At 44.3% G+C, this 12354-nt stretch carries 10 protein-coding genes; 5 read left to right on the top strand and 5 right to left on the bottom strand.

Going from position 1 to position 12354, the window contains the following annotated elements; translation table 11 throughout:
- Positions 1-64: 64 nt before the first annotated feature.
- Positions 65-478, top strand: a complete 414-nt coding sequence (locus OCV19_RS08850) for a VF530 family protein (RefSeq protein WP_010438513.1) — start codon at positions 65-67, stop codon at positions 476-478.
- Positions 479-581: 103 nt separating this feature from the next.
- Here the strand turns inward: OCV19_RS08850 and OCV19_RS08845 are convergent, their stop codons facing one another.
- From OCV19_RS08845 to OCV19_RS08825, 5 genes are all read right to left on the bottom strand, one after another.
- Complete coding sequence (locus tag OCV19_RS08845; protein WP_017059711.1) at positions 582-773, bottom strand: hypothetical protein; 192 nt, start codon at positions 771-773, stop codon at positions 582-584.
- A 226-nt stretch (positions 774-999) separates the two neighbouring features.
- Positions 1000-1758 (bottom strand): sulfite exporter TauE/SafE family protein, encoded by a 759-nt coding sequence (locus OCV19_RS08840; RefSeq protein WP_065677030.1) that lies wholly within the window; start codon positions 1756-1758, stop codon positions 1000-1002.
- Positions 1759-1950: 192 nt separating this feature from the next.
- Positions 1951-3471, bottom strand: coding sequence for a tripartite tricarboxylate transporter permease (locus tag OCV19_RS08835; protein WP_065677029.1), 1521 nt, complete (start codon positions 3469-3471; stop codon positions 1951-1953).
- Positions 3472-3481: 10 nt separating this feature from the next.
- Complete coding sequence (locus OCV19_RS08830; protein ID WP_065677028.1) at positions 3482-3982, bottom strand: tripartite tricarboxylate transporter TctB family protein; 501 nt, start codon at positions 3980-3982, stop codon at positions 3482-3484.
- 242 nt (positions 3983-4224) lie between these two features.
- Positions 4225-5196: a tripartite tricarboxylate transporter substrate binding protein gene (locus OCV19_RS08825; protein WP_048615086.1), complete on the bottom strand. Its 972-nt coding sequence runs from the start codon at positions 5194-5196 to the stop codon at positions 4225-4227.
- A 499-nt stretch (positions 5197-5695) separates the two neighbouring features.
- Here OCV19_RS08825 and OCV19_RS08820 point away from each other — a divergent pair, with 499 nt between their 5' ends.
- The 4 genes from OCV19_RS08820 to prpC all read left to right on the top strand — a co-directional run bounded on the left by OCV19_RS08820 (position 5696) and on the right by prpC (position 12323).
- Positions 5696-8869: an HD domain-containing phosphohydrolase gene (locus tag OCV19_RS08820; protein ID WP_065677027.1), complete on the top strand. Its 3174-nt coding sequence runs from the start codon at positions 5696-5698 to the stop codon at positions 8867-8869.
- A 392-nt stretch (positions 8870-9261) separates the two neighbouring features.
- The gene (locus tag OCV19_RS08815) at positions 9262-9981 is read left to right on the top strand and encodes a GntR family transcriptional regulator (protein WP_083994357.1); all 720 of its coding nucleotides are present in this window, start codon (positions 9262-9264) and stop codon (positions 9979-9981) included.
- Between the two features lie 96 nt (positions 9982-10077).
- Entirely contained in the window at positions 10078-10974 is an 897-nt protein-coding gene (prpB, locus tag OCV19_RS08810) for a methylisocitrate lyase (protein ID WP_050650593.1), read from the top strand.
- Between the two features lie 146 nt (positions 10975-11120).
- Positions 11121-12323 carry a bifunctional 2-methylcitrate synthase/citrate synthase gene (gene prpC / locus OCV19_RS08805; protein ID WP_065677026.1) on the top strand — a complete coding sequence of 401 codons (1203 nt, stop codon included), beginning with the start codon at positions 11121-11123 and terminating at the stop codon, positions 12321-12323.
- Positions 12324-12354 lie beyond the last annotated feature (31 nt).

Genomic DNA, 12354 nt, shown 5'->3' with positions numbered 1-12354 from the left:
GTCAGTGATGACGGTGTTCTAGAGAAAATTCAAGGCCTTTAGTTGCCTTGAAAAAGGTAATGTTATGACTGAAGAAGAAAGAATCGAACTGCAACAAAACAACCCGCTACATGGCTTAAAGCTTGAAACCATGATCACTGAATTAGTGGATCATTATGGTTGGGAAATTTTGGATGCGGCAATGCGTATGAACTGCTTTAACACTAAGCCTACAGTGGCAAGTGCAGTTAAATACCTGAAGAAAACCGAATGGGCTCGTGAAAAGGTTGAAAACTTCTACCTTTACCGTTTCAAGCGCATGCCTAAAGCATCGGACATTGAATACCAGATGCCTCCGCGTTCACGTACATTCCGCCATGGGCTAGAGCCTCGTGAGCCAATGGAACTAACGGTTGAGTCTATCCACGCTTCTCAAGCTAAAGCTGCGTCTGCATTTAAAGAGCGCCGCGGCGGTAACGGTCGTAACTTCCGTCGTTAATAACAAGGCGTCGGCGATTAGTACGCCTAATTAGATAAGCGAAAAACACAAAAGGAGCCTATGAGCTCCTTTTTTTAATTCGTTCGATTTAAACCGTAAATGGCTAAGCTTCGCGGTTCTTTCTTTGATTCTTCCAAAGATCGGTGACATAAACGATCGCACTGACCAGTAAGAATAGCGCTGACACAGAAAACAGAGCGGGCATTTTTAGGATCCACGCGAATGTGGCAGCAAGAAAAGCGACAAAGCAAATGAGTCGACTTGATGACATGACATGACCGAGTTTAGTGTTCATAACGCCTCCTAATGAAGTCTCACTTTCGACAGGAGAATTATCCCACCTTTGGCAAAATAAAGGCTAAAAAACAGTCTAAATTGTTATCAAATTTGCTAATTGAAGGACTCGTCTCACACATTTTGGCTTGGCTATTTTATAAGCAATAAAATAGCGAAATCGATATGATAAGGGTGTAGTCTCTTTGCTTTATCTTTCCAGTTGCAAGTCTTATTAAACCGAACGTCTAATTAGCATAGAAAAAGTAAGCGGTGATCAAAAAGCTCGCGATGATCACTGTGGTTCGAACATATTGTTGAGGGATGCGGCGAGAGATTTTTGCTGAATAATAACCACCAACCAATGTACCCAATAATACAGCCATGCCAGACGGCCAATCAATCGAACCATTGACGATGAAAAACACGATTGCCGCAAGTGATGCACAAGCGGATACAAGCAGTTTGATGCCATTCATCACGTTGATATTGGTGTAACCAGCCAAAGCCAGGTAACTCAATGTGACGATTCCTAGTCCGGCATTAAAGTATCCACCATAGATACATACAATCAAAAGCAATAAAGCGGAAAAGAAGACGCCAGCGCTGGTGGCGTGTTTGTGTTTTGCTGTTGCTTGTTTCAGCCATTTATTGAGCGTGCCACCAAAGGTGAAAAGCAATGCCGCAAAAAGCAGTAACCAAGGTACGGATTGAGTAAACAATGCTTCTGGTGTGTGCAGCAGTAAGAAAGCACCTATGCCACCGCCAATCACACATAGAGCAATGGTCAGTTTAAGCTGTTTGGTACCAGATTGAATTTCGTGGCGCAGCGCATAAGCACCACTGATGTAGCCTGCACACGATGCAAAGGTATTGGTCGCGTTGGCTGCTATTGGTGGAACACCAGCAAACAATAGAGCAGGGAAAGTGATGAAGCTGCCTCCACCAGCAATAGAGTTAAGCACACCACCAATCACGCCTGACAAGAAGAGAACCAACCAATCCATAGTTTTAGAATCCAATACGTTAACTGATGAGTTACCTTACTTGAATTTGTTATGAATATCAGAGCTGTGCGTCTTGATAGCGCGAGTTTGTGAGTTTGCTACCATCTTTAACTGTTGGTTTGAATTGACTAGCTAAATCAAAAAAGGAGCCAATGGCTCCTTTCGTTTAGGTTCAGTTGATTTGGTCGAGCTTTACACTTCTACTGGTTTTGCTCTAAAGCTCTTGAACAGCTTAACCAGAATCGGGCTAGACAGAACCAATACCGCCAGAATAGTGAAGGTCATGGTGATTGGGCGTTCCCATAGGAAGCTGAGCTCTCCGTCGCTGATCATCAGTGCGCGTCTTAAGTTCTCTTCCATCAAGCCACCTAAGATAAAGCCAAGTAATAATGGAGCGAGTGGGAAGTTGGCAAGCCTTAATGCTATTGCTGCCATCGCCACTAGTAACATCACAAATACGTCCATGGTGTTGAAAGATACTAGGTACACGCCTGTGATTGAAAAGAAGATAATCATTGGCAGTAGAACCGTTCTTGGTACCGCTAATAGCTTAGAAATGTAAGGGATCAAAGGCAGGTTCAAGATAACCAGTACGATGTTGCCAAAGTACATAGAGATGATTACCGACCAGAATACATCAGGGTGCTCAACGAACAGACGAGGACCCGGTTGGATGCCATAAGCGATTAATGCACCTAGCATGATAGCTGTTGTACCAGAGCCCGGGATACCCAGCGTCAGTAGCGGAACGAATGAACCACTTGATGCTGCGTTATTTGCCGATTCTGGAGCAACAAGACCGCGAATACTGCCTTTACCAAACTTTTTCTGTTTGTCTTTCGGTGCAAGACTACGCTCCATGCCGTAACTTAAGAAAGCAGCGATAGTTGCGCCAGCACCTGGAAGTACGCCGGTAAAGAAGCCAAGAATAGAAGAACGGATCGAAACTGGCGCCACTTCTTTGAACTCTTCTTTGGTGACTTTCATGCTACCAATATCAGACATCTTTTGGCTTTCTTCTGCGCTGGTATCTTGCTCTGGCTTAAGAATACCCATCAAGGTTTCACCCAGTGCGAATGTTGCCATCGCTAATAACAGGAAGCTGAAGCCATCCATCAGATCCGTTAGGCCAAAAGTGAAACGTTCAACGCCAACCCCTTTGTCGATACCTACGGTTGATAGCATCAAACCAAGAATAGTCATCATCCACGCTTTAATTACCTGACCTGGGCCTGCAAACGCCGCTACAGCGGACAAACCTAATAGCATCAACGCAAAGTAGTCTGAAGACTGGAAGCTCAGTGACACGCTTGCTAGAGCCGGAGCGGCAATCAAAAGCATGATTGCTGAAAGCGTACCGCCAGTGAAAGAAGAGTAAGCCGCGAGAGCAAGTGCTTTACCTGCTTGACCTTTTTGAGCCATCGGGTAGCCGTCAAACGCGGTTACTACCGTTGAAGAACAACCCGGAGCATTGATTAAGATGGATGACGTTGAGCCACCAAATACAGCGCCGTAATACACACCGGCCATCAAGATTAGGCCAGAAGAAGGGTCTAGGCCGTATGTAATAGGGATCATCAACGCGATTGCTGAAATTGGACCTAACCCCGGAAGCATACCGATGAAGGTGCCAACGAAACACCCCACAATTACCATCATGATGTTCATTGGCATCACAGCGGTCGAAAGTCCTTGTAAAATTCCGTCTAACATAATGTTATCCCTACCAAAGAGTGAAGATTAAACCAGGCTCTAGGTAGATATCTAAGCCTTGAGTTAATAAAAGAAAGAACGCGATAACGAAAGGGAACGACGCGCCAAATAAAACCGCTTTACGACGCTCACCCAACAGGTAAAAGCCTGCAAGTAAGAAGAAGCTGGTTGCTAAAACAAAGCCAAGATAAGTCAGCCCAACACCGTACAGTGCCATTAACACCAAGAAGCCAATCAGCAGTTTCCAGTTCAGCGGCGTTGCGTCGCATGTGACTTTCTTATCCGGTTGTCCTGTTATTAGCAGGATCAATGAAAGGCCAATGCCGATAAACGTCAACAGGGTAGGTAAGGTTCTTGCTGTGAAGGGTTCGTACTCGTCACCGGGAAACAAAGGAATCAGCGTGGTTTGGTAGCCGTAGCACAAGCACGCCAGCATAAAGATCATGGCTCCGATGCGATCCTTCGAAAGCAAAGATTCCTTACTCAGAAATTTGGTTGGTAAGTCCGACATATCCAACTCCATTTGGGGTGGTATAAAAAGTAAAAAAGCCGTACACGAGCGAGTTAATGAAGAATGTCTGGGATCACTAACCAAAGGTGAGCGAATTACATGGCTTGGGTAAGCAACTTGCCTCTACAACGAATCAGCAAGCTTTAGCAATACACTACGAATAAACAAAGGAGTTTTAGTTAACTCATGTACGGCGAAACAGGAAAGAGTAAGAGGGCACAAAGACCCTCTCTGATTGTTGGTTACTTCAAGAAGCCAAGCTCACGCATTAGATCGCCCATCTGTTTTTCTTGGTCTTCTAGGAAGGCGTAAAAATCTTTGTCAGCTTTGTAGTTGTCGATCCAACCGTTACGGTCACGTACCACTTGCCACTCATCGGTTTTGTACATTTTGCCAAGAGCTTCGTTCCACTCGTCGATTTTCGCTTGGCTTGTACCCGGTGCCGCGAAGAAACCACGCCAGTTAGCAAACACTGTCTCGTTGCCGTACTCAGTTAATGTTGGGATGTTAGGCGCAGCGTCAAGACGTTTTGGCGCCGTCACAGCAAGCACTTTTACTTGGCCAGATTTAGACATCTCTAGCACTTCGCCAAGGCCAGTTGAAAGCAGCTGTGTTTCGCCAGAAAGCAGTGCCGCCATCGCTTTACCGCCAGCATCGTAGGCAATGTAACGCACTTTCTTCGCATCAAAACCTTCGCCTTTGAACGCTGCAGCTACCACAAGGTGGTCCATGCTGCCACGAGCTGAACCGCCAGCAATCTTCACTTTACGTGGGTTGGTTTCGAACTCTTTAACAACGTCTTCCCAAGTGTCGTACTTAGAATCCGCAGACGCGACAATTGCACCGTAATCGGCAATGGTTGCTGCTACCGGAGTTAGGTCACGGAAAGATTGAGGGAAGATACCTGTTAGTGAACGAACAACGATAGGCGTTGAGTTCACCATTAGCGTGTCTTCTTGGCGTTGTGCCGTTTCGATTAGGTGAGCAATCGCTTTACCGCCACCGCCACCAGACAGGTTTTGGAAAGAGACATTTTCTACGATGTCTGATTTCACCAATACATCACCCGTACCACGAGCTGTCATATCCCAACCGCCACCAGCGCCGCCAGGGATTAGGAAGTGGATTTTTTCTACGTCAGCAGCAAAAGTGTTGAAAGAAAAGGTTGCTGCGATGATAGAAGCCGCAAGAGTAGGTTTCAGTGCCTTGAACATGGTTCACGTTCCTTATGTAGGAGATCTCTTCAATGGAGAGAAACTTATGTTTTATTTCCAGCTACTAAACAGATGAGTAGGATATTGCTTAGCAGATGAAGCTAAAGTTAACGGTGTGTTAACGAAATGTCTGTAATGCGGCGATATTGAGAATAAAGAACATTGGATTAATACTGTTCATAAAGTTCACGGTGACGTGTTTTTGTCCATTTACTGTTGAATGATATCTGGATTCTAAAATCGTAGTTATTGTCTCAGAATGATTGAATTCATTGACAAAGGTTGGATTTAACTAGCGTTTTCTACTCGAGTGCATTGGTTGTTGGTCTATATTGTTAGATGTGACTACGATAACTATTTCTGCAAAAGAGTCAGGTGTATAGAGGTGTTAGATTTTAGATGTGGAAGAATGAGTTACTATAGTTGATATGCAACTTAATTGGTATTGATTGCGCTAGGCTGTTAACTTTTGAGTTGGCGATTATTCAAGGATGAAATAATGGCATTAAAAAAAATTTCGTTACGCTTTACCGTTGGAACAATGTTCATACTCGCGACTGTGCTAACGGCTGTGGTTGCGGTCTCTCTTCAATACTACTTTAGTAAAAAAATGGCGACGGAGAATACTCTGTCAAAGTTGACGATGGTATCCCATGACCTGAGTGATTATATCGGCGCGATTGACTCTGACGCAGCCAACACCGCGCGTTTACTTGCTACAGTGAAACGATCTATCAGTAACAAAATATCGAAAGAAGAGTCGCGTAGTATTCTTTCTGAAGCCATTAAAGATAACCCTCTCTTTTATAGTATTTACATTGGCTCATCCGATGAAAATTTCTTCCAAATTATTAACCTAGAATCTGCTCCTGTCGTTAGAGAAAAAATAGGAGCACAACAAACGGATCGTTGGGTTGTGGTTGAGATTCAAAATATAGGGCAGGAGCGAGTCCGGACAACGAAATACTTTGACCAAGAGTTTTCCCTCAGAAGCTCAACTACGGAGCAGAGCAACTACTTTCCAACGACTAGGCCTTGGTATGTTTCTGCCAATGTTCAGTCGGTCGAAAAAACTCAGCCATATCTTTTTCAGCATTTACAAATTACCGGGCAAACTTATTCTTTAGCGTTTGAGTCGAAAATCGAATCTGAAATTCAACATGTGATTGGTATTGATATTGTGCTGTCTTCTTTGGCTAACAAATTATCAGGTACGGCGCTTGGATTAGCAGAAGACAGTAAGGTTGAGTCTTTCTTATATTCGAAATCGGGTAACATTATTGCGTCTAACCTCAAGGTTAATAATCAGGAATCGGAGTTTGATGTATCAAAACTGATGCTATCATCTGAGCAAAAAGCCTTGGTTAATGATACTCCTCCGCTTTTAGTGTCTAATCAAAATGATTGGGGTCCGATGGACTTTTCAGTGGCGGGAAAACCAGACGGCTATGCGATAGACCTTCTCAAAATGATTGGTGGTATGACTGGGATCAGGTTTGAATTTGTGAATGGTTTTTCTTGGGGAGAGCTTGTTAATAAGTTTCAAGAAGGAACTATAGATGGGCTGCAATCGGTGCAAAATTATAAAAATAATGGCATAAGCGGCCTCTACACCGCTCCAATCTATGATTTACCGTTTGCTATCGTGACCAGAGAAGACGCGAAGATTATTACTAATTATGCCGAGCTTGAGGATAAAAAAGTGGCCATTTTATCTGGGTGGTCAATTATTCCTAAGTTAAGGGAAGACTTTCCGAATATTGATTTAGTTGAGTTTGAAAACCTAGAGTCCGCATTTGATTCAATTGAAAGCGGAGAGAACTTTGCATTCTTAGACGCTGAACCCGTACTCTCGTTTGCATTAGATAGGTTTTTCCAACCAGGCCTTGTTGTCAATGGGACTCTAGAAGATCTAAAACAGAACTACTCAAATCAATTCCATTTGGTGTTGCAGAGCAAGCATAAGCAATTGCTTCCAATTATTGACAAAGCTATCGGCAGGTTAAGTGATGAACAACTTGATACCTTAGCGAAAAAGTGGCTCCATGATACCGGCTTTAATACGAATACGACGGTCCCTTATATTGAACTTTATGATTTGACTAAGGAAGCAACGGTTGAAGGCAGTATGGTAAGGGTAGAGTTGAATGGCGAGATCAAGCATCTCTATTTAAAGAAAATAGACACGGGCGAACACTACTCTGAATATTTTGCGGTATTGATTCCCGAATCTGAAATCTTTAGTACAGTCAATAAACGTCTAGCAACCTCTGTTGGTATAACGATGTTACTGATGAGTTTGACGTTGCCTATTGCTTGGGGTTTTGGTGCACCGATAGTGCGTCCTATTCGTCAATTAGAGGAGGAGACTCATAAGATCAAGATGCGTGATTATGATAGTGTCGAGCTTGTTGACACTCGAATCAAAGAAGTATGGGAGCTGTCTGTGGCAGTGAAAGGCATGGCGGCAGAGATTAAGCAGCATGAACAGACACAAGAGGCGTTTGTGGAGTCGTTTATCAAGCTTATCGCCCAAGCTATCGATGATAAATCCGCTTATACGGCAGGGCACTGTAATCGTGTACCAGAACTCGGCTTGATGTTGGCTGATGCAGCTGAGAAATCACAGTCCGATCATTTCAAAGATTTTGAGTTTAAAAATGATGATGAACGTCGTGAATTCAGAATTGCGGCTTGGCTTCACGATTGTGGCAAGATCACGATACCCGAACACATCGTCGATAAAGGTACGAAGCTTGAGGCCAACTACAACCGAATTCACGAGGTGAGAACTCGATTTGAGGTATTGTGGCGTGATGCTGAAATAATAGCATTAACGAAACAGCTTGAAGGCAAGCTAGCGAACAAACAAATCCAAACAGAGTTGGCTGAAGCGCAACAGAAGCTACAAGATGATTTTGAGTTTATCGCGACGTCTAATGTTGGTGGTGAATTCATGAGTGATGACAAAGTTGCTCGTATTCGCTTGATAGCTGAAACGACTTGGACGCGTAACTTTGATGATCAACTTGGTCTATCACCGATAGAGGCGTTGAATCGAGCACCGAGTTCAGGCTTGCCAGCGACAGAGCCACTGTTAAGTGATAAACCAGAGCATATAGTGAAAAGAGATAGGCCGTTAGAATTTGACCCGAAACATCAAATTAAAATGGATGTGCCTGAGTATTTATACAACCTAGGCGAAGTCTACAATCTGAGTATTGCACGCGGCACGTTGACTGCAGAAGACAGATTCAAGATAAACGAGCACATGCTTGCTACGATTAAGATGCTAGAGAATCTGCCATTCCCGAAAGAGCTAAGCCGTGTTCCACGCTATGCTTCGACGCACCATGAAACACTCAAAGGTACAGGCTATCCAAGGAAACTGACTGGTGATGACCTTTCAACCCCAGAACGTATTCTGGTGATCTCCGATATTTTTGAGGCGTTAACCGCTGCGGATAGGCCTTATAAGAAGGCGAAGCCAATCAGTGTTGCTGTCGACATCATGTATAAGATGGCATTGGACGAGCATCTCGATATCGAACTGTTTAGATTGTTCTTAACCAGCGGTACTCACCTGCGTTATGCAGAAGAGTATCTGAAGCCAGAACAAATTGATTTCGTTGATATCAACAAATACCTCGAAGTTACCCGCCAAATTGCTTGATTAAAGGTTGGCTTGTTAGAACGGGTTCCATGAATGAAAGGCGCACATGAGTGCGCCTTTTTTACATCTGTTTATCGGTGAGCTGGTAGATAGATACTAAGGGATCTGCGTTTGACAAGTTCGGCTATAAGTTGTCGACACATCGATTCTAAATAATTTTAGAGTAGATAAGGATTTAGTAGCTCTTAATCTTCTTAAATCGCTAAATAACAGATGGTTGCGTTGTTATTAGTGTCCTTTTGGATAAGTTTTTATCGTCTATAAAAGATACTACCTTAGTCTAAATTGTCGACAATTGGCTTGATTGTCGACAATTTAATCGTGTATTTTATGTTCATGTTATGGAATTGTTGACAATTAAGGTTCAGCAATCAGAAGCGAGCAGCATGAATATGAATACTGCGATAAAAGATCTCAGCTTAAGTGCAAACACGAAAACACGTGTGAACGATAAAGAGAACACTAAATCAGAAAACCTCACTGAGTATCTTGTTGAGGCGATTGTTAACGGTGAATTACCACCGGGCAGTAAGATCTCGGAACCCGAACTGGCTAAACGCTTTGAGGTAAGCCGAGGTCCACTACGTGAAGCGATAATGCGTGTTGAAGGGCTTGGCTTGATTGAACGCATTCCTCATGTAGGGGCTCGAGTTATTACTTTTTCGGCAGACAAACTACTCGAGTTGTACGCGGTGCGAGAGGCATTGGAAGGCATGGCGGCTCGCTTAGCAGCGAGACATATCACACAAGAAGAGCTTGTCGGGCTTGAAGGATTATTGTCGACACACTCAAAACACATCGATGAAGTTGAAGGTTCTTCTTACTTTCATCAACATGGGGATTTCGATTTCCATTACCGCATTATTAAAGCGAGTCGTAACAGCAAACTCATTTCGTTGTTGTGTGACGAGCTTTATCACCTATTACGCATGTATCGCTACCAATCGCCAAGAGCACAGTCTCGACCAAAAGAGGCGCTTGATGAACATAAATACATCCTACAAGCGATTCGCAACCGTGATGAAGAGCTAGCAGAAATGTTAATGCGAAGACACATCTCGGGAAGCCGATTGCTTATAGAACAACAAATTCAATCCAAAGATCTTGAGTAACTGGCGACTGGTATTTGCCAGCGGTTCTTCGCTGGCGAGAGCTAAACATCAGTAGTCATAAAGATTAGAAATAAACAATTAACAGGGAGCGTCATTATGAAGTTATCAGCAGGAGCTAAGTTCCGACAAGCTGTGCAAGACAACGACCCATTGCAGATCGTCGGTACGGTGAATCCGTATTGCGCGATGATGGCAAAGAACTTGGGGCATCAGGCGATCTATTTGTCTGGCGGAGGCATCGCCAATGCGTCTTACGGTTTGCCTGATTTAGGTATTACGACATTGAACGATGTGTTGGTCGATGTTGAACGTATTACTAACGCATGTGATCTGCCATTGCTGGTGGATATCGATACGGGTTTTGGTGGCGCATTCAATATTGCACGTACCATTCGATCTATGGAAAAAGCGGGTGCAGCTGCAATTCACATGGAAGACCAAGTCGCGCAGAAACGCTGTGGTCATCGACCAAATAAAGCGATTGTGAGCCAACAAGAGATGGTCGATAGAGTCAAAGCGGCAACCGATGCTAGAACCGATGACAGCTTTGTGATTATGGCGCGTACCGATGCATTGGCGGTTGAAGGCATTGATAGCGCGATTGAGCGAGCGATAGCTTGTGTTGAAGCGGGCGCAGACATGATCTTCCCCGAGGCGATGAATCAACTTGATCAATACGTGAAGTTCTCGGCGGCACTGAAATCTGCAACGGGTAAGCACGTGCCTATTCTTGCAAACATCACTGAATTTGGTCAAACACCACTCTATAACTGTAACGAACTAGCGCAATCAAGTGTCGACATGGTGCTCTACCCGTTGAGTGCATTCCGCGCGATGAACAAAGCGGCGGAGAATGTTTACAAGCACTTGTTAGTTGAAGGCAATCAAGAAGCTCTGTTGGATTCAATGCAAACCCGTAAAGAGCTTTACGAACACCTGAATTACCACGACTACGAGAACAAGCTCGATCAGTTGTTTTCAAGCGAAGAGTAAACCGGTTTCAATTAATCAAAAATCAACTTAATCCAATAACGTTAAATGGTTAGTCGCCATATCCAGTACCGATGATAAAGAGCATCGGACACATAAACAGGCAGCACCAAAGAGTGCAAGCGACTAACACAGAAAAGGAGTTCACCATGTCTGTATCTTTGAGTGATAAAGCAGCTGTCGAAAAGGCTTCAACAGAAAACCAACAACAAAGTGAAAAAACAGCCAGCGCACCTGTAATCGGTGGTGCTGGTCTTCGTGGCCAGAGTGCGGGAACCACGGCGCTATGTACGGTCGGAAAATCAGGAACTGGTTTAACCTACCGTGGTTATGATATTACCGATCTTGCTAATCATGCTCAGTTCGAAGAAGTGGCGCATCTGTTACTAAGAGGTCATTTGCCCAGTGAAAAAGAGTTAGACGATTACAAAACGTTGTTGATTGGTCTGCGCGGCTTACCTCAACCTTTGAAAGCGGCCTTAGAACTGATCCCTGCAGACGCTCATCCAATGGATGTGATGAGAACGGGCTGTTCAATGCTAGGTAATCTAGAGCAAGAGTCTGACTTCTCCGAGCAACTGCCTGCGACTGAACGAATGCTCGCGCTTTTCCCTGCCATTATTTGTTATTGGTACCGCTTTAGCCATGATGGCGTGCGAATTGATACTGAAGATCAAAGTGAAGCCTGTCTGGGTGGCTACTTCTTGAAAATGCTAACGGATAAAACACCTAGTGAACTTCATAAGAAGGTGATGCACTGCTCGCTAACTCTGTATGCGGAGCATGAGTTTAATGCTTCAACCTTTGCGGCTCGTGTGTGTGCATCAACGTTGTCGGATATTCACTCGTGTGTCACCGCAGCGATTGGTACGTTGCGAGGCCCTTTACATGGTGGTGCAAACGAAGCTGCGATGGAAATGATCCAAGATTGGCAAACCGCTGATGAAGCAGAAACTAACATCATGCAGATGCTTGCTAACAAAGACAAAATCATGGGCTTCGGTCATGCCATTTATCGTGAGAGCGACCCACGAAATGCTCTAATCAAGCGGTGGTCAAAAGAGCTAGCTCAAGAGGTGGGAGATAAGCAGCTTTATGCTGTTTCAGAACGTGTTGAAGCGGTAATGAAGCGCGAGAAAGGGTTGTTTTGTAATGCGGACTTTTTCCACGCATCGGCCTACCACTTCATGGATATTCCAACCAAATTATTTACTCCGATCTTTGTGATGAGCCGCCTTACGGGTTGGACGGCGCACGTGTTCGAACAGAGAGAAAATAATCGCATCATTCGTCCAAGTGCAGACTACACCGGGCCAGAGCACCAAGACTGGCTACCTATCCATTTACGTTAGTCCTCTATATCGAGCTGACTTAAATCTCGAG

The organism is Vibrio celticus (assembly GCF_024347335.1).
Taxonomy (GTDB): domain Bacteria; phylum Pseudomonadota; class Gammaproteobacteria; order Enterobacterales; family Vibrionaceae; genus Vibrio; species Vibrio celticus.
This window is presented reverse-complemented; position numbering and strand designations above follow the sequence as displayed.

Bases quoted from the DNA above. Each gene is read 5' to 3' on its own strand.
- OCV19_RS08825 (WP_048615086.1), bottom strand. From the start codon at position 5,196: ATGTTCAAGGCACTGAAACCTACTCTTGCGGCTTCTATCATCGCAGCA.
- OCV19_RS08830 (WP_065677028.1), bottom strand. From the start codon at position 3,982: ATGTCGGACTTACCAACCAAATTTCTGAGTAAGGAATCTTTGCTTTCG.
- OCV19_RS08835 (WP_065677029.1), bottom strand. From the start codon at position 3,471: ATGTTAGACGGAATTTTACAAGGACTTTCGACCGCTGTGATGCCAATG.
- OCV19_RS08850 (WP_010438513.1), top strand. From the start codon at position 65: ATGACTGAAGAAGAAAGAATCGAACTGCAACAAAACAACCCGCTACAT.
- OCV19_RS08820 (WP_065677027.1), top strand. From the start codon at position 5,696: ATGGCATTAAAAAAAATTTCGTTACGCTTTACCGTTGGAACAATGTTC.
- OCV19_RS08845 (WP_017059711.1), bottom strand. From the start codon at position 773: ATGAACACTAAACTCGGTCATGTCATGTCATCAAGTCGACTCATTTGC.
- prpC (WP_065677026.1), top strand. From the start codon at position 11,121: ATGTCTGTATCTTTGAGTGATAAAGCAGCTGTCGAAAAGGCTTCAACA.
- OCV19_RS08840 (WP_065677030.1), bottom strand. From the start codon at position 1,758: ATGGATTGGTTGGTTCTCTTCTTGTCAGGCGTGATTGGTGGTGTGCTT.
- prpB (WP_050650593.1), top strand. From the start codon at position 10,078: ATGAAGTTATCAGCAGGAGCTAAGTTCCGACAAGCTGTGCAAGACAAC.
- OCV19_RS08815 (WP_083994357.1), top strand. From the start codon at position 9,262: ATGAATACTGCGATAAAAGATCTCAGCTTAAGTGCAAACACGAAAACA.